20 protein-coding genes are annotated in these 16952 nt (G+C 68.2%); 14 read left to right on the forward strand and 6 right to left on the reverse strand.

Going from position 1 to position 16952, the window contains the following annotated elements:
• Nucleotide 1 precedes the first annotated feature (1 nt).
• Genes ACIHA7_RS36505 through ACIHA7_RS36525 form a run of 5 tightly spaced genes read left to right on the forward strand, consistent with a single transcriptional unit; the run spans nt 2 to nt 5244 of the window.
• Entirely contained in the window at nt 2-1765 is a 1764-nt protein-coding gene (locus ACIHA7_RS36505; RefSeq protein ID WP_397296114.1) for an HAD-IIIC family phosphatase, read from the forward strand.
• Nucleotides 1755-2003, forward strand: coding sequence for an acyl carrier protein (locus tag ACIHA7_RS36510; RefSeq protein WP_397296116.1), 249 nt, complete (start codon nt 1755-1757; stop codon nt 2001-2003). Before ACIHA7_RS36505 ends, ACIHA7_RS36510 begins: the two co-directional genes overlap by 11 nt.
• On the forward strand, nt 2000-3547 hold the full coding sequence (locus ACIHA7_RS36515; RefSeq protein ID WP_397296117.1) for an SDR family NAD(P)-dependent oxidoreductase: 1548 nt from the start codon (nt 2000-2002) through the stop codon (nt 3545-3547). The genes ACIHA7_RS36510 and ACIHA7_RS36515 overlap by 4 nt, the downstream gene beginning before the upstream one ends.
• A complete protein-coding gene (locus tag ACIHA7_RS36520) occupies nt 3510-4469 on the forward strand; it encodes an ABC transporter ATP-binding protein (protein ID WP_397296119.1) in 960 nt (319 codons plus the stop codon). The genes ACIHA7_RS36515 and ACIHA7_RS36520 overlap by 38 nt, the downstream gene beginning before the upstream one ends.
• Nucleotides 4456-5244, forward strand: coding sequence for an ABC transporter permease (locus ACIHA7_RS36525; RefSeq protein ID WP_397296121.1), 789 nt, complete (start codon nt 4456-4458; stop codon nt 5242-5244). The genes ACIHA7_RS36520 and ACIHA7_RS36525 overlap by 14 nt, the downstream gene beginning before the upstream one ends.
• A gap of 4 nt (nt 5245-5248) precedes the next feature.
• On the opposite strand, the gene ACIHA7_RS36530 is transcribed toward ACIHA7_RS36525, so the two are convergent.
• On the reverse strand, nt 5249-5731 hold the full coding sequence (locus ACIHA7_RS36530) for a hypothetical protein (RefSeq protein WP_397296123.1): 483 nt from the start codon (nt 5729-5731) through the stop codon (nt 5249-5251).
• Between the two features lie 263 nt (nt 5732-5994).
• Here ACIHA7_RS36530 and ACIHA7_RS36535 point away from each other — a divergent pair, with 263 nt between their 5' ends.
• Entirely contained in the window at nt 5995-6390 is a 396-nt protein-coding gene (locus ACIHA7_RS36535; protein ID WP_397296125.1) for a nuclear transport factor 2 family protein, read from the forward strand.
• 173 nt (nt 6391-6563) lie between these two features.
• On the opposite strand, the gene ACIHA7_RS36540 is transcribed toward ACIHA7_RS36535, so the two are convergent.
• Nucleotides 6564-6761: a hypothetical protein gene (locus ACIHA7_RS36540; RefSeq protein WP_397296126.1), complete on the reverse strand. Its 198-nt coding sequence runs from the start codon at nt 6759-6761 to the stop codon at nt 6564-6566.
• Nucleotides 6762-6887: 126 nt separating this feature from the next.
• On the opposite strand from ACIHA7_RS36540, the gene ACIHA7_RS36545 reads away from it, so the two are divergent.
• Complete coding sequence (locus ACIHA7_RS36545; protein WP_397296127.1) at nt 6888-7148, forward strand: DUF6886 family protein; 261 nt, start codon at nt 6888-6890, stop codon at nt 7146-7148.
• An 8-nt stretch (nt 7149-7156) separates the two neighbouring features.
• Here the strand turns inward: ACIHA7_RS36545 and ACIHA7_RS36550 are convergent, their stop codons facing one another.
• From ACIHA7_RS36550 to ACIHA7_RS36560, 3 genes are all read right to left on the reverse strand, one after another.
• Entirely contained in the window at nt 7157-7600 is a 444-nt protein-coding gene (locus tag ACIHA7_RS36550; RefSeq protein WP_397296129.1) for a YybH family protein, read from the reverse strand.
• A 96-nt stretch (nt 7601-7696) separates the two neighbouring features.
• Nucleotides 7697-8296 carry a hypothetical protein gene (locus tag ACIHA7_RS36555; protein WP_397296130.1) on the reverse strand — a complete coding sequence of 200 codons (600 nt, stop codon included), beginning with the start codon at nt 8294-8296 and terminating at the stop codon, nt 7697-7699.
• 30 nt (nt 8297-8326) lie between these two features.
• Nucleotides 8327-10042, reverse strand: a complete 1716-nt coding sequence (locus ACIHA7_RS36560) for an FAD-dependent oxidoreductase (protein WP_397296132.1) — start codon at nt 10040-10042, stop codon at nt 8327-8329.
• Nucleotides 10043-10278: 236 nt separating this feature from the next.
• On the opposite strand from ACIHA7_RS36560, the gene ACIHA7_RS36565 reads away from it, so the two are divergent.
• From ACIHA7_RS36565 to ACIHA7_RS36585, 5 genes are all read left to right on the forward strand, one after another.
• Nucleotides 10279-11148, forward strand: a complete 870-nt coding sequence (locus tag ACIHA7_RS36565; protein WP_397296134.1) for an LLM class flavin-dependent oxidoreductase — start codon at nt 10279-10281, stop codon at nt 11146-11148.
• A 63-nt stretch (nt 11149-11211) separates the two neighbouring features.
• Complete coding sequence (locus ACIHA7_RS36570) at nt 11212-12168, forward strand: ADP-ribosylglycohydrolase family protein (RefSeq protein WP_397296135.1); 957 nt, start codon at nt 11212-11214, stop codon at nt 12166-12168.
• Between the two features lie 170 nt (nt 12169-12338).
• Nucleotides 12339-12548 (forward strand): hypothetical protein, encoded by a 210-nt coding sequence (locus ACIHA7_RS36575; protein ID WP_397296137.1) that lies wholly within the window; start codon nt 12339-12341, stop codon nt 12546-12548.
• 4 nt (nt 12549-12552) lie between these two features.
• On the forward strand, nt 12553-13398 hold the full coding sequence (locus tag ACIHA7_RS36580; RefSeq protein ID WP_397296138.1) for a hypothetical protein: 846 nt from the start codon (nt 12553-12555) through the stop codon (nt 13396-13398).
• Between the two features lie 118 nt (nt 13399-13516).
• On the forward strand, nt 13517-14482 hold the full coding sequence (locus ACIHA7_RS36585) for a DUF1152 domain-containing protein (RefSeq protein ID WP_397296139.1): 966 nt from the start codon (nt 13517-13519) through the stop codon (nt 14480-14482).
• Nucleotides 14483-14489: 7 nt separating this feature from the next.
• Here the strand turns inward: ACIHA7_RS36585 and ACIHA7_RS36590 are convergent, their stop codons facing one another.
• The gene (locus tag ACIHA7_RS36590) at nt 14490-14984 is read right to left on the reverse strand and encodes an Lrp/AsnC family transcriptional regulator (RefSeq protein WP_397296141.1); all 495 of its coding nucleotides are present in this window, start codon (nt 14982-14984) and stop codon (nt 14490-14492) included.
• A gap of 63 nt (nt 14985-15047) precedes the next feature.
• On the opposite strand from ACIHA7_RS36590, the gene ACIHA7_RS36595 reads away from it, so the two are divergent.
• The gene (locus ACIHA7_RS36595) at nt 15048-15926 is read left to right on the forward strand and encodes an EamA family transporter (RefSeq protein ID WP_397296142.1); all 879 of its coding nucleotides are present in this window, start codon (nt 15048-15050) and stop codon (nt 15924-15926) included.
• 2 nt (nt 15927-15928) lie between these two features.
• Nucleotides 15929-16909 carry an aldo/keto reductase gene (locus tag ACIHA7_RS36600; RefSeq protein WP_397296144.1) on the forward strand — a complete coding sequence of 327 codons (981 nt, stop codon included), beginning with the start codon at nt 15929-15931 and terminating at the stop codon, nt 16907-16909.
• Nucleotides 16910-16952 lie beyond the last annotated feature (43 nt).

Here is a 16952-nt window from a genome sequence, read left to right on the forward strand (position 1 = left end):
CATGGCAACCGGTGTGGCAGTAGCGCTTTCACCTGCCGACGGCTACGTGACGTGGACGCAGCGGGCGAAAGCGCTTGCGCGCGAGCCCGGTGCGCCCGGCATCGCGGTGCGGATGGCGTTGCTGGCCACCTACACCACCGACTTCCTCGCCGAACTGCTGCCCGTGGCGGGCGCCAGGGCCGGGTTGACGCCGGAACTGCTGTCCTTCCCGTTCGGTCAGGTCGAACAGGTGCTGCTCGCGCCCCAAACACCGTTCCGTGCGGGCGATTACGTGGTGCTGGCCGGTACGCACCACGACGTCACCGGCACGGTGGACGAGACCGTCGATCGCTGGGTCGGCCTCTGGGACGCGGCCGCGCGCTCCGGTGTCCGGGTCGTCCAACTCGGGTTCGCGCCACCCGCGGTGGACGCATTCGGCCCGGCCGCCTGGCGCGCGCCGCAGTCGCTGTCCTATCGGGTGCGGGAGATCAACGCCCGGCTGGCCGAAAACGCCACGGGCCGAGTGCTTTTCGTCGACGTAGAGCAGCTCGCCGCCCAGGTCGGCCTGCGGCAGTGGGAAGACCCGCGCAGCTGGTACCGGGTCCGCCAGCCGTACGCACCGGACAGCCTGCCGTGGCTCGCCGCGGCCATCGCCGACACCATCGCCGCCGACCGTGGCCGTTCGGCGCGCTGCGTGGTCGTCGACCTGGACGGCACCCTGTGGGGCGGCATCCTCGGCGAGGACGGCGTCGACGGTATCCGGGTCGGCACCGGCGCGGACGGTGAGGCGTTCGCCGACTTCCAGCGCTACCTGCGCGCACTGACCGAGCGCGGCGTGCTGCTCGCGGTGGCCAGCAAGAACGATCGTGACCTCGCGCTGCGCGCCATCGCCGAAGCGCCGGGCATGGTGCTCCGGGTCGAGGACTTCGCCCACATCGTCGCCGACTGGCGGCCCAAATCCGAACAGCTGCAGGAAATCTCGGACAAGATCCGGCTCGGTCCGGCGAGTTTCGTATTCGTCGACGACAACCCGGCCGAGTGTGCCCAGGTGGTTGCGGCGCACCCGGAGGTGCGCGCGCTGTGCCTGCCCGCCTCCACCGCGAAGTTCGCCCCTGAACTGGCGGCAGTGCCGTGGCTGCACCCGGGTTCGCTGTCCAGCGAGGACTTCACCAGGCAGCGCTCCTACCAGGCCCTCGCCGCCGCCGAACGGACCGCGACGGACAACCTGGACGAGTTCCTGGCCGGTCTGGAGATGGTGGCCACGATCGAGCCGATCAACAGCACCACCCTCGACCGGGCCGCGCAGCTGATCGCCAAGACCAACCAGTTCAACCTGACCACCCGCAGGCACACCCAGACCCAGGTCCGCAAGATCGCCGAGGACCCACAGTGGTTCGCGGCCACGTTGCGGCTGCGGGACCGCTTCGCCGACCACGGCATCGTCGGTGTGCTGCTCGCCGAGGCGGTAGGCGATGCCGGCGGGGCCGGGGGCAGTACCGTCGAGATCGACACACTGCTGCTCAGCTGCCGGGTGATCGGGCGGAACGTGGAGCGCAATCTGCTGGCCGCCGCCGCCGAATGGGCGCTGGCACAGGGCAGTTCGCGACTGGTGGGCCGGTATCTCCCGACCGCCCGCAACGCGCTGGTGCGCGATCTGTACCCCGGGCACGGCTTCGCGCTGATCGCGGAGTCCGAGCAGGGGTCGCTGTTCGGTTACGACCTTTCGGGCGGCGTGCCCGCACGCAGCCCGCACGTGCGAGAGGCGCAGATTCACCATGGCTACTGATCTGATGGAACAGCTGCTCGAGCTGTTCGCCGAGGTGGTCGGCGAGCCGGCCGCACACGGCCCCGACACGGTCCGCGCGGACATGGACACCTGGGACTCGCTCGCCCAGGTGCGGCTGGTCTACGCGGTGGAACGCGCCTTCGACGTGGAACTTCCGGAGCGCACGCTCACCTCGGAGCCGTCGCTGGCCGAGATCGCCGCCACCGTGGCGGCCGCACGGCAGGAGCGGGTGTCATGAACAATCGGGTGTTCCGGGTCACCGACACCGACGTGGCGACCTACGCCGCCGCGGTCGGCGATCGGAACCCGCTGCACGTGGACAACGACTTCGGCCACCGCTCGCCCTACGGCAGGCCGGTCGCGCACGGCGCGCTGGTGGTCACCCTTGCCTTGGCCGCGCTGGCCGAGACCACCGACCCGATGGCGGTGCGCGATATCCGGGCGACGTTCCGGCAGCCCACGATTCCCGGCCGCCGCTACGAGGTCGACTGGACGGTGTCGGAGAGCGAGGCCCGCGGCCGGGTCAGTTTCGGCGGGATCGAGGTGGTCGGCATCCGGTGCAGGCTCGGCTCGGTGCTGCCGTGGTGCGGCCCCGCCGCCGAGGACGAGCCGCGCCGCGATACCCCAAGGGTGCTCGAGTTGGCCGATGTGGCAGGCGATTCCGCGCAGTCGCCCGGCCAGGAGCGCGGGTCGTACTCGGTGGATTATCCGCTCATCGCGGGGTTGGTGTCGCGGGTCATCGGCGGCCGGGTTCCCGAACATGTCGCGGCGGTGCTCGGCTGGGCCAGCTACTGGACCGGCATGTGCACACCGGGCCGGGACGCCCTGCTCGTCGCCTGCACCGTGGTGTTGCACGGATCCGGCTCCGGCGCGGTCGCATTCGAGACCGCCGAACCCGAGGTGGACCGGCGATCCGGGCTCGTCACCTTGCGCGCGGGCATGCGCTGCGGCGCCAGCGCGGATGTCACGGTGCAGAGTTTGATCAGGGAGTCGGTGCCCGGCCCCGACCCGGCCGAACTCGCCGCGGTGCTGCCGCCCTCGGACGCGCTGACCGGGCGCACCATCCTGGTCGTCGGCGGGAGCCGCGGGCTCGGCGCCGCCGTCTCACTGGGTTTGGCGAGTCAGGGCGCGCGCGTGCTGGTGAGCTGCACCAGGGCGCCGGAGGTGCTCGCGTCGGCCTCACACGCCTACCGGGATCGCTTGTGGCCGGTGCTCGCCGACGCAAGCGACGGATACGCACTGGGCGCCGCATTGCCGGACGGCCCCCTCGATGGCGTGGTTCTGCTTGCCGCACCGGCCATTCCGACGCTGCCGCTGGCACCGGACGCGGTCGAAACCGCCGCGCAGTTCATGGCGGCCAGCACCCGGCTGGTCTTCGCCCCGCTGTCGGTGTGCGTGCCCAGGCTCCGCAAAGGAGCGACCGTGGTGATGATCTCCTCGGAGGCGGTGCTCGCGCCGCCGCGCTGGTGGCCGCACTACGCGGCGGCCAAGGCGGCCGTCGAGGGTCTCGCGGAATACGTTGCGCGCCACCACCCCTGGAACGTCGTGGTGGTGCGGCCACCGCGACTGTGGACCGACCTGACGAACACGCCGGGCGGGCGTGCGGTGAGCAATCCCATCGCACCGGTCGCCGCCGACATCGTCAACGCGTTCTCCGCGCAAGACGTTGTCGCCGGGGAGGTTTCGGTGCTCGGCGCCGCCGGTTGGGGCGCACCATGGCCAATTCTGAGTGAGGAGGTGCGGGATGCTGGAGATCGCCGACCTGAACAAGTCGTACGGTAAGAAACAGGTCCTCACCGGTATCGATCTGACCGTGCGGCCCGGCGAGATCGTCGGACTGCTCGGCCCCAACGGTGCGGGCAAGACCACGACGGCCTCGATCGTCTCCGGTCTGACCGCCGCCGACTCCGGCACGGTGCGCATCGACGGCATCGACATCCGCGGCAAGCCGCGCCAAGCGCGCCGCAAGCTCGGTCTCGCGCCACAGGAACTCGGCGTGTACCCGACATTGACCGCGCAGGAGAACCTGATCTTCTTCGGCAGGCTGATGGGTGTCGGTCGCAAGGACCTGAGCGCGCGCATCGCCGAGGTCGGCGAGCGCCTCGGCGTCACGCCTTTCCTGCAGACGCGGGCGCATCAACTCTCCGGTGGCCAGCAGCGGCGACTGCACACCGCGATGGCGTTGTTGCACGAGCCGGATGTGCTGTGGCTCGACGAACCGACCGTCGGCGCCGACGTTTCGGCGCGCCAGGACCTGCTGGCCGAGGTGCGCAACCTGGCCGACCAGGGCGCCGCCGTGGTGTACGCGACGCACTATCTGCCCGAACTAGAGGTGCTCGACGCGCGAGTGGTCGTGCTGCACCAGGGCCGAATCCTGGCGCAGGGCAGTGCCTCGGATCTGGTGGAGGAGTACGCGCAGGCGGCGGTGAGCCTCGAGTTCTCAGCGGCCATCCCCGCGAGCCTCGGCGGGTTCCTCGCCGCGCCCGGCGCCGCGGTGCTGGAGTCGAAGCGATTGAACATCCCGACCAACACGCCGGGGCAGCTGCTCGCGCAGTTGTTCGCCACCTTGGATACCGACACCGACCAGCTGCTGGCCGCGGAGATCCATCACCCGAATCTGGAGAACGCCTACTTGGCGATCATGCGCGCGGCGCAGGACGCGGTCGACCAGCCCGTGGAAGGAATCCGAGATGCTGTTGCATGACTCTGCCGTCGATCGGGTACGCGCGTTGTCCTGGGCGGATCTGCGCCGCATCCGCTCCGACCCGGCCCAGCTCATCGTGATGATGGTGCTGCCGATCGGCATGATGGCGTTCCTGACGCCCGCCAACCGGGCGCAGCTGCGGTTGACCGGGTACTTCAATGCCACCGGCATCGAACAGTCCGGACCCGGCACGATCGTGCTGTTCGCGTTCTTCATCACGACGTTGCTCGGGGCCTCGTTCTTCCGGGAACACGAGTGGGGAACCTGGGATCGGTTGCGGGCCGCGCCGGTGCGCGCCGTGGAGGTGATCCTCGGGAAGTCGTTCCCGTCCGTGCTGTTCTCGGTGTTCCAGCTGACCTTTTTGTGGTTGGTCGCGTTCACACTGTGGGACCTGCACAGCAAGGGTTCGACCTGGCTGCTCGTTCCGCTCACCGCTTCGCTCGCCGTCGCGACCTGGGGATTCGGCATCGCGCTCGTCTCGCTGTGCCGGACCATCGATCAGCTCGCGATCATGGCGCAGGTCGGTTCGCTGGCCATCGGTGGTCTCGCTGGCACGATCACCCCGCGCGACACCCTGCCCGCGTGGGCCCGCGCGTTGTCGCCGTACACGCCGCAGTACTGGGCGCTCAAGGGATATCAGGACGTCATCCTGCACGGCGCGGGCTTCGGCGACATCATCGAGCCGTGCCTGATCCTGCTCGCCGTCGGCGTGGCGGGCGGACTGGTCGCCCTGTTCAAGTTCCGGCTCAACCACAGCAAGGTCGGCCGGAGCTGACGCGCTACTCGATCGGCTGGGTGATCGCGTTGTGTTCGTCGTTGATCAGGTGAAACGCGGACGCCAAATCGTCGAGCGCGGTCTGCCAGAGCGGCTCGGTGCCGTCGCCGTGCGGGTTGCCGCTGCTCAGGGAGAGCAGCACCTGCGCGGCTTCGGCGGCCCTTGCCGCGGCGTCGAGCAGCACCGGCGCCTGGTCGGAGGTGTCACGCGGCGCCAGCGCGTCGATCCGGTTGTGCAGCCAGTGCGCGTCGAAATGGGCCTGTTCGGTGGCGTTTTCGCCGTCCAGTGCGGGCTGGGTGCTCGCCGCGGTCCAACGCCTGGCCAGCTCGTTCTGGTCCGGCGCGGTGGTGACCGCGCTGCGCAGTTCACTGCTGAAGACCCGTTGCAGTAGCGCGGCGAGCTTGGCGCGTTCGACCGCGGTGTCGTTGTGCGCGGGGGAATCGATCTCACCTGGGTCGATATGCAGCACCGCGAGAATTGCCCTCAACTGCGCGATCGTGGCCACTCAACCCCTGCCTTGTCCTGACTCGCCGAGCTGCTCTCGGCTACCACCCGACCCCCGGTATACCGAACGATTAACTAAATGATAGCCGCACGGTGTCAGCGCGGCACCGCAAACGCCGCGCGAATGCTGCGGTCGCGTCGGCGGTCATAGCCTGCTGCGCAACCGATCTCGCCGCGCGCCTAGTTGTGCCTTGAATCACCGCCGCCCCGCTGGTCGATATAGAACGAGCCCTCTAATATCGAGTCATGAGCAATTGGGAAGTAGTGGAAAAGTTCTATCTGGCAACACAATCCGACGACGCCGCCGCGATCCTCGACGCGCTGCACCCGCGGTTCACGGCCCGCATCGCACCCGGGATGCCCAGCGTCACCGACACGGCACCGGAAGGTCCGATGGCCGCGCTGAACGGAGTGTGGGGGCCGGTGTTCGGCGACTTCGAGATCGCGCCGTTCGCCGAAACCTGGTACGAGGCGCAGGACGGGGCGGTGATCGTCACCGGGCATTACCGCGGCACGGCGCGCGCGACCAGTAAGGCGGTGGACGCCGAGTTCGCGCACGTCTGGCACGTTTCGGACGGGAAGCTCAGTGCGTTGCACCAGTACACCGACACCTGGTGCTGGCGCGTGGCCCTGGAGCAGTGAGGTGTGCCGCGACGGCTGTTCGGACGCGAACGTCGCCGCGTGCCGGGCTGGACCGAACCTCGGGTGTGCCATGGTGACCTCATTCCGAAACAACGATGCCTACACATCTAAGTTCGGTCTGGTCCCCCGTCTGGATTGACGGCACGCCGAAGCAAAATCGGCGACACCGTCGATCAGCTTTCGGGGCCGGCCGTCGCCACCATGTCGAGGACGAGATCCTGTAATAGTCGGCGCGTCGCATGCGCCTGCGCGATCAACGCCTCCGACGACCCCCCTTCCGCCAAATCGACCAGCTGATTCATCAGATGGCACACGGCGACCAGCCGTCGTACGGCTTGCCGCCGCTCACCGCAAGTGAGGTCGGTACGCATACTGTCCCCATCGCGCCACACCGCCCCACCGTTTCGGCCACCACGCCGTGCGCAACCGCCGCCGCCGAGTTGCTGTACCAGTTCGATTGCCGGCCGCGCCGATCCGGAGTGTGGTAGCGAAGTCTCATGTATCCCGAGCCGGGCGAAGTCCTGCCCGCGGCGCCCTTCCGCCCCTTCGGCTCACTGGTATCGCACGCCCAGGTGGCGACGGTGCCGGTCGAGCTGCCGGCGCCGCCGCACCGGGTCGGCGATCTGCTGACGTTGCACGAGCCAGCCGGGATTCAGCTGCGCGTTCTGCCGAATCTGTGGGACTTCTGGGATGCCACCACCGCCAGCTCACTGGGTTTCAGTGGCATCCGGCTGCGTGCGGCGCGCCCCAGGGTCTGAGCTGGTCGCTACGGGGTGAGGTCGAGGACCGCCGCGCCGGTGGCGAAGTCCGTTGGTGCCGAGGTGTGGTCATGCACGATGAGCCATCGCCCGTCGCGCTTCTGGAAGCACGCGGTCCAGCGGAACCAGAAGTCGCTGCGCTGGCCGTCGGCCATCGTGCCCATCATCCGGTTGAGGCTGCGGCTGAAGGCGAGGTCGCCACCGACCGTGATGTGCAGCTCCCGGATCTCGAAATCGATCGGGCCGGCGAAGTTCTGAAACGTCTCCTCCCACGGCTTGCGATACGCATCCGTCCCGACGAATCGCAGCGGCGGCACGATATCGAACGACACCGTGTCCGCGGCATGGATCGCCATCGCCGCATCCACATCGCGCCCCCGAAACGCCGCCACCCACTCATCGATAACGCCCCGGATCTGCGCCTCGTCCGTCGCGTCTGCAATCCCCGCCATCGTTCCCCTCTAACTTTCCCGCCGACCCCAACGATCGGCAGGCACGTTCGGCCGAAACCCACCCTGCCAGAACCCACCGACAGATTCGGTCGGCCACTATCCGGGCTGCCAGAACGTGAGTCCGCGTCGGGGGTGCGCCGCCAACCATTCGGAAAGGTCGCTGCTGGAACGGAGCCCGCCATCGATGACGGCGCGGTAGATGTCGATGGACGGGCAGCGCGGAATCGCTCCGTGCCGCATCAGCGACTTCAGCTCCAGAATCGCGCGCCGGGTTTCCGGGGTCAGCGCCTCGCGCAGCGGACGCACCAGTTGCGCGGCGCACGGCCCCGGATGGTCGCGGGCCAGCGCCCACATGTCGATCTTCCAGTCGGTGCCGTCGGCGGCGCGGTAGTCGAGCCGCCAGTACAGCCCTTCGTCGGCGTCGTTCAGGTGATTACCGAATCGCGCTGCGCGCACCTCGTCGAGCATTGCGCAGTCCCGCAACACGATGAAGCCGTCTTCGATACGTGGTGTGTCGCAATAGATCTCGACGTCGATATCCGGCGCCATCGCCAATTCGCAGGCCACCGCGCCCACCAGGACCGGCGTCCCGAACTCCTGCCAGCGCTCGAAAAGCCGCAATCGGGTGAGGATCTCGTGCGCTTGCCGGATCGTTTGCCGGCTCTGTTCGAGGACATCGGGCGGCTCCGGACTCACGCTGACGACAATACGACAGCGTCCGGCGACTCAGCGGCGATGGACCTCGACTGCGGCGCGCACGCCGCTCTCCAGCGCTCCTTCGATCCATGCGGTGTCGAGGCTGGTGTGGTCGCCGGCGAAATGGGTTCGGCCTTCGACTGTTCGGGTGGCGCTGTGGTGGTCGTGCAGTTGGCCGGGGGTGGGGATGGCGGCCTCGCCGAGTGCGTAGCGGGCGCGCACCCAACTCTGCGTCAGGCCGACACCGGTGAACTCGGCGTCGACGCGCGGGCCGAACAGTTCGCGCAGCCCGGCCATGGCGAAGTGGATGCGTTCGCCCTCGGTGAGCGAGTCCCAGCGCATCGCATCGTCGGCGAAGGTGTAGGCGGCCAGCACCACGCCGCCGTCGGAATTGTCGACGTGCGAGGGGAAGTAGAGGTTCCGGCTCGGCGAATCGGTGATGCAGCGGCCGCCGCGAAATCCGGCCGGTCCCTGCTCCCAGAAGCGAGTCTTGAACTCCAGCAACACTTTTGTCGCCGCGTCGTGGTGCAGTTCGATGATGGCCCGGCGTTTACCGTAGGACAGCGGCGGGTCGAAGGCGCAGAACCGGACGGCGGTGAGCGGAATGGCCACGATCGCGTAGTCGGCCTCGAACGATTCGACCGGACCGGTCGGCTGCCCGTCGGAGCTTTCGTCGCCGGTCTCGCCGGTAGTCCAGACTCGCACGCCGTGCTCGGTCTGTTCCAGCCGGGTCATTCGCTTGCCCATCAGGATGGCGGGCCCCAGCCGCGCGGTCAGGGCATCGGTGAGCGAGGCCATGCCGCCCGCCAGTTCCCAGTAGGTGGCATCCGACGGGAGCAAGGTGTGGTCGACGAGCGGGAAGACGACGCTGTGCCGCAGGCGAGCGGTCAGGTTTTCCAGCGTGCCGACCGCCTCGATGCGCTCCTTCGGCCAGCCGTGCTCCCTGAGATAGCGCCGCAGGGAATGGTTTTCGTAGGTGTGCAGCAACTCGGTCCACCCGTCGATCTGCCGCTCGATCGGCTGGTTGTCCAACAGCGCGACCTGACGCAACACGGCACTGAGGGCCGCACGGCTGGCGGTGGCCGATCCGCAGCCGAAGCCCGCGTGCACCGCGCTGGGGTTCGCGGCGTATTCGCCTCGGGTGGTGGTCATTTCGTTGACCCGGATCAGGCCGCGCCCAGCCGAGGGCGGCGGCTCGAAACGCTGCCTCGGCCCGTTGGACCACTCCTCGCCGGTGCGCGATCGATAGAACACCGGGGGAGTCGGGGGTGTGTGGGTCTCCACGAGCACGTCGGAGTTGTAGAACGGCCTGCGCCGCACCCCGAGCTTGTCCGCGAGCGCCAGCACCATCGGGTGCGCACTGGACAAGCGCATCGCCCCCGCCTCGGCGTGCAGGGCGGGATCGGTGAAGACCCCACGAAAGGTCTTGACCCGTCCACCCGTTCGATTCCCGTTGGCCTCCAACACCGTGACCTGATGCCCGGCCTCGGCCAGCAGATTCGCCGCGCTCAACCCCGCGGGCCCGGCCCCGACGACAATGATCTTCTTGCGCCTGTCCGTCGCGGGCAGACCGCTATCGATGAGGATCTTCAGGTAGGCCAGCGTGCGGTCGTTTCCGTGCTCATCGACCCCGAGGAGCTGCCGGGCGAGGAGCGCACTGCGCTCCCGTCCTGGGCTCTCGGAGACGGTCGGCGCACACGCCGTCACGAGCGCGCCGGAAGCGACGACCCCCAGTGTGCCGCGCATCAGACGGCGCCGCGAAACCCCGCTCTCCGCCAATCCCGACCTCCCGAACCGTGCAGCCGCTCCGCCATGACGGCCGCAGACGGTACCCGAATCGGCAGGACCCACCGGCGAACTCGACTCCCCGGCCGGTGGCAAGGGCGATTCGCGGGGACACAGGTCCCCGGCCTTGGCGAGTAGCGTTGCCGCAGAATTCAATTCCATTGCGCGGAACAGGCGTTGGCCAGCACTATTCCGGTATGCGCTTTTCGATCAACATCCCGAACTTCGGCGACTTCGCCGATGCCAGGACGGTGGCCGCGGCAGCCGCCGCGGCAGAACAGGCAGGCTGGGACGCACTGTTCATCTGGGACCACGTGGTGCTCGACAAGGTGGAACGCCGAGGCCAGCCGTTCGGTGACCCGTGGATGCTGCTCACCGCGGCGGCGTTGGCGACGTCCCGCATCAAGCTCGGCACGTTGGTCACCCCGGTGGCCCGGCGTCGGCCGGAACAACTCGCCCGTCAGGTGGCCACTTTGGACTCGCTCAGCGGCGGCCGGGTCATCTTCGGCGCGGGCCTCGGCGGCCCGGTAGCCGACGAGTTCGGCAGCTTCGGCGAGCCGACCGACCCCGTCGTGCTGGCCGAGCGTCTCGACGAAGGACTGGAACTGTTGCAGCGCTACTGGTCCGGCGAGCAGGTCGACCATCTCGGTAAGCACTATCAGGTCCGGGAGGTCACCTTGCTGCCCGCCTCGATTCAGCGGCCCCGCCCGCCGGTCTGGATCGGTGGTTTCTGGCCACGCCGCCGTCCGTTCCGGCGGGCCGCGCGGTGGGACGGCGTCGTCCCCCTGTTCACCGGCGCGACCCACGGTCACGTACCACCCGTGGATGAGCTGCGTGACGTCGTCACCTACGTGCGCGAACACCGAAAAGTAGACCAGGACAAGCCATTCGAGGTCGTTGTCGGCGGGGTGAGTCCGGGTGATCCCGACAAGGCCAGGGACCTGATCGCGCCACTCGCGGAGGCGGGCGCGACCTGGTGGGACGAACGTCAGCTGATGACCACCGACGCGCTGCACCGCCTCGCACCGATCATGCGGCGCATCAACCAGGGCCCACCCACCCTCTGACGGACGGCTACCAGTCGAGGTCCACCCCGACCTGCTCGTCGACCGCGGCTACCATCGGTCGCGATGCATATCGACTTGATGCTCGATTCACTGGACGGGCTGTCCGTGGGGGACGCGTTGGGTGCGGAATTTCCCGTCATGCGACGGTCGATTCCGAATCTCGGCACGGACAACCTCCCGGCAGGCCCGTGGGGGTGGACCGACGACACCGAAATGGCCTGCTCCGTGGTCGCCGAGCTCGGCCGCCACGGCGGTATCGACCAGGATCGACTGGCCGCTGCCTTCGCGCGACGGTTCGACCCGCGCCGGGAGTACGGCTTCATCGCCGTCAGCACGTTGCGCCGAATTCAGCAAGGCGCGCACTGGCGGGAGGTGTCCGGCGCCGCGTACGACAACCAAGGGTCCTGCGGCAACGGCGGCGCCATGCGGGTCGCCCCGCTCGGCGCGTTCTACGCCGGTGACCCGAGCAGGATTGTCGCCGAAGCGGTTCGGTCGGCGCAGGTGACGCACATGCATCGGGAAGGGGTCCTCGGCACGGTCGCGGTGGCGCTCGCGGCCGGGCGAGCGGCGCAGGCGCGACTCGACGGGACCCGCCCGACGCCAACGGAGTTCATCACCGCCGTCCTCGATCACCTCGACGACGGAGAGACGAGCCGGCTGATCCATCGCGCCCGCGCCTTGCTCGGGGCCTCCGCCGCCGAGGCCGCGGCCGAACTGGGCAACGGCTCCAGGGTCACCGCACAGAACACCGTGCCGTTCACCATGTGGGTCGCCGCGACCCATCTGCACGACTACCGGACCGCGATCACCACATGCATTGCGGCAGACGGAGATATCGACACCACCAGCGCCATCGTCGGTGGCATCGTCGCCGCCTACACGGGTACCGCCGCAGTGCCGCAGTACTGGCTCGCCGCACGAGAACCGTTGCCCGACTGGTTCAACCCGCCGCCCCGAGCGCGACGGCGCAAGTCCTCCGGCGTCGGTCGTCTTCGGAATTGGTTGTCCGGCACGTCCTGAGTCACATGCCGGCGAACCCCTGCACCATGGTAGGACCCCCGCATGACGCCACGCGCACCGTCCTGGCGGAATCCACGCTCGACCTCTTGATATTCCGTTGCCGCGCCACGAAGATCGCGCTACGCGCTCGAGCTGTCCATGTCTGTCCCGGCGTGGATTACTCTGGCGAGGTGGGGTTTACCGAATATGCGCCAGGTGATGTCGTCTACTTTCCGGAGGGCCCGTTCAGCGGTGTCTGCGGGGTTGTCCGGACGGTCGACGCGCGTACCGCGAAGCTGCGCATCGACTTCGGTGAGGGCGCGGTCCATCGGGAAGGAAATGTACTGCGGGAGCGGCGGCACACGCTGACCGTCGGCTTCGACGAGATCGAGTTGGGCTAGCCGCGTGCCCGCAACCGCATCGCGATCCGCCCGCATCTCCGGTCGCGTGGTCGCCGTACTCGTCGTGCTGGCTTCGGGTCTGGTGGCCGCTTTCGTTGCCGCTCCGGGCAAGCTTGCGGCGGCAGGCTCGAGCGACAGCTTCGGCGATGAAAGCAGCCTTCGCGCAGCCCTCCGTGTGGCGTTCGTCGAGTATTGGCGCTCCGGCGACCGGGATTTCTCACCCGCCTTGTCGGACGTTGTCGATTATTGGTTCCGCTATCACCTGGTCAAAGCCGTGATCGCAGCCGTATTGCTGATCGTGCTCGGTGTGCTCGCCGTTCTGCTCTGGCGGGCGTTCCTGCGCAGCACCCGACACAGCCCCGCCCTCGCCTCGGCGGGTGCTCTGGTCACGCTGCTGGCACTTGCCGCGTCAGTGCTGGTAATGGCCAACGTTCAGGGTGCGGTAGCCCCTTTCTCCTCCCTGTTGCCGATTCTGACGACCGGCGCACCCGACCCCGCGCTCGCGGACACGCTCGACCAAATCCGGCGGCAACTCGGCGACCTCCCGAGTGCGGGGAGCCGAACCCCGCCCGCTCTCGACATGATGATCAGCGACTTCGCCCGCTACCACCTGGCCATGGCCGTGATCGCCGCCGTCGCGGCCCTCGTCCTCATCGCCATCAGCATCGCGTCATGGACAGCGTTCGCGCGAACGAACTCCGCCGACAGCCGAACCAGACGGGTGTGGGGTTGCTTCGGCGTGCTGTTCGCGATGGTGTCGCTGGCCGCGCTGCTCGTCGCCGTGGTGAACACATCCACCGCCGCGGACTCGGCCCCCGCTCTCCTGGCCTTCTTCGAGGGCGGCTGGTGAAGCACCGCGTAAACACGCCACAACAGAAGGCGCGGACGGTCGGCGAACTCGGGTATCCAGTGCGGTAGCCGCGCGAAACCGCATGGCAGCAAGTCGTTTCCGTCGCCATGATGGCTGTGTGTCTTCGTTCAGTTTGGCCGAGCCGCCACTGTTCACCCGCCTGCGGAAGGCCGCCAGGGTGCTGATAGCCGGGGCGGGTGGCGGATTCGATGTGTACGGCGGCCTGCCGCTGGCCGTGGCCCTGGAAGGGCTCGGCAAGGAGGTGTTTTTGGCGAACCTCTCGTTCAGCGACCTGCGCCGCACCCCGATCGACGACTGGCTCGCGCCGGGAGTCGCCGCCGTGCACCCCGACATCGACGGCAACGACGACTACTTCCCCGAGCGCACCCTGGCACGCTGGCTGGCGAGCACCGGTCGGACACCGATTGTCTACGCCTTCCCAAAATCTGGCGTCCGACCTTTGCTGGCCGCCTACCAGGCGCTCCTCGATCACCTGCACGCCGACGCGTTGGTGCTGATCGACGGCGGCACCGACATCCTGCTGCGCGGCGACGAGGCCGGGCTCGGCACCCCGCACGAGGACATGACCAGCCTGGCGGCCGCCGCGGCGCTGGCGGATATCGACCGTCTCGTGGTGTCGGTCGGTTTCGGCATCGACACCTATCACGGCGTCTGCCACGCGCACGTACTGGAGAATCTCGCTGCGCTGCAACGCCAGAACGCGTTCCTCGGCGCGCTCTCCATACCGCCGGACAGCCCGGAGGGCGCGGCGTACCTCGCCGCCGTCCGGCACTCCGTCACCGATACGCCGTTGCGCCCCAGCATCGTTCATTCCCAGATCGCTGACGCGCTGCGCGGCGAATTCGGTGATGTGCACGCCACCACCCGCACCGACGGCACCGAACTGTTCGTGAATCCACTGATGGCGATGTACCTGACCATAGATCTGCCCGCGCTCGCCCGCAGCGTCGAATACCTACCGCTGCTCGCGCGGACCGAGCACGCCTACCAGGTGGTCCAGGTCATCGAAGCGCATCTGTCGGCGCGCCCGAATCCGCGTCCGCACAGTTTCATTCCGCACTGACCTGGGGTCAGGACGGAATCGGCAGCGGCCGCCGCGGTACCGGCTCGGCGACGACGATCGACGTGGTCGTCTGCCCGAACATGAGGAACCCGTCGAGTATCTCCTCGAGCTCGCCGATCGACGGCCCGTGCACCTGGAGCAGGAAGCAGTCCTCGCCGGTGATCCGGAAGCACTGGACCACCTGCGGCGTATCGCGCGCCGCCGCAACAATTTTCGGCAGCTGACCGGGGCCGGGCCGGATGCGCACCAGCGCGGTTACCGGCATGCCGAGGGCGGCCGGGTCGACCTCCATCCGGAAGCCGGTGATCACGCCGTCGCGTTCCAGCCGCTGCACCCGCTCGGTGACCGCGGGCGCCGACATACCGACCCGCCGGGCGAGTTCGGACATGGACAGCCGCGGCTCCGCGTGCAGCTCGTTGAGCAGCCGCACGTTCACTGCGTCCAGCAGCCGCGATCGTTCGGTAAAGGAATCTCGGCCGTTCTGCCTTGATTTTCCAGCCATCTCACGCCGTCTTCCTGGATAGTGCCATTCCGGTGACCGGTGTTTCTTAGGAAGATACTCCGCATGACAACACCGTCCGGGGTCGCTACGCGGCGAACCACGCCGCGGGTGCCTGCGGCGGCCTACTTCGGCATCAGCGCGATCTTCCACTACCTGGGGCCCGCTTTCGCCGTGCTCCTGTTCGCCCGCGTGGACGTACTCGGCGTGGCCTGGCTGCGAATCGCGGCCGCCGCAGTGGTTTTCGCGGCATGGCGGAAGCCGTGGCGGCTCGGTCGCCAGCTCACACCGGAGCAGCGGTGGGTACTGCTCGGGCTCGGCGTGGTGCTCGCGGCCATGAACGCGACGTTCTATCTGGCCATCGAACGACTGCCGCTGGCCACTGTCGGGGCGATCGAATTCCTCGGCACGATCGTGCTCGCGGCGATCGGCATCCGCAGCGGCCGCAACGGAATCGCCCTCGTGCTCGCCATAGCCGGCGTGATCATGTTGGTCGACCTCCAGTTTGCCGGTGCGCCATGGGGTTTCGTCTTCGCTTTCGTTAATTGTGCGCTGTTCATGCTCTATGTGGTCCTCGGCCATCGCATCGCGAACACCGGCGGGGGACTGTCCGGCGTCGACCAGCTCGCCGCCGCGATGCTGGTCGCCGCTGTCGTCGCGACACCGTTCTGCCTCGGCACGGCGATCCCCGCCCTCACCAGCCCGGCGGCGTTGCTGGCCGGTGTCGGCGTCGGTGTCTGTTCGTCGGTGATCCCGTACGTCACCGACCAACTCGCCATGGTCCGATTACGCCGCCACACCTTCGCCTTGATGCTGAGCATCCTGCCCGCCGTCGCGACGGTGATCGGCATCGTGGTGCTCACACAGATACCCACCATCCAGGAGTTGACCGGCATCGCCTTGATCGCCGTCGGTGTCCTGGTCCACCAAGAAAGCAAGGAGTAGCGATGGAATACCTCCGGTTGGGCACCTCCGGACTCACCGTGTCCCGGATCTGTCTCGGCATGATGAGCTACGGCAGCCCCGACTCGTGGGCCTGGATGCTCGACGAGGATGCCGCGGCGCCGATCGTGCGGCAGGCCGTCGAATCGGGCGTGACGTTCTTCGACACCGCCGACATGTACTCCGACGGAGTCAGCGAAGTGATCACCGGTCGTTTGCTCGCCCAACTGTTTCCCCGCCGCGACGACTACGTGCTGGCCACCAAGGTCTACTTCCCGATGGGCTCCGGCCCGAACGACAAAGGTCTGTCCCGCAAGCACATCATGTCCGCCATCGACGCCTCACTCGACCGGCTCGGCGTCGACCACGTCGATCTGTACCAGATCCACCGCTGGGACAACGAGACACCGATCGAGGAGACCATGCACGCCCTGCACGACGTCGTCTCCGCCGGAAAGGCCAGGTACATCGGCGCATCCAGCATGTTCGCCTGGCAGTTCGCCAAGGCGCAGCACGTCGCCGAGACCAACGGCTGGGCGAAATTCATCTCGATGCAGAACCACTACAACCTCGCCTACCGCGAAGAGGAGCGAGAAATGATCCCCCTCTGCCGCGACCAAGGCGTCGGCATCATCCCGTGGAGCCCCCTGGCCCGCGGACTGCTCACCGGTTCCCGCGAACGCGGCGGCGTCCAGACCACCGTCCGCTCCGGCACCGACCCCATCGCGGAGTCCATGTACACCGACGACGACTTCGACGTGGTAGACGCGGTACGCAAGGTCGCCGCCGAACGCGACCTCCCACCCGCCCGAATCGCCCTGGCCTGGCTACTCGGCCGCCCCGGCGTAACCGCCCCGATCATCGGCGCCACCAAAACCAAGCACCTGGAGGACGCGGTCGCCGCAGTACCGATCCGCCTGAGCGAGCAGGAAATCGCAACCCTCCAAGCCCCCTACCGGCCACACCCCGTACTCGGCCACCAATAGCGCCGGCGTGGTGCGGCATTCCCGCTGGCCCTGGCGGGGTCAC

Source organism: Nocardia sp. NPDC052316 (assembly GCF_044547795.1).
Taxonomy (GTDB): Bacteria; Actinomycetota; Actinomycetes; order Mycobacteriales; family Mycobacteriaceae; genus Nocardia.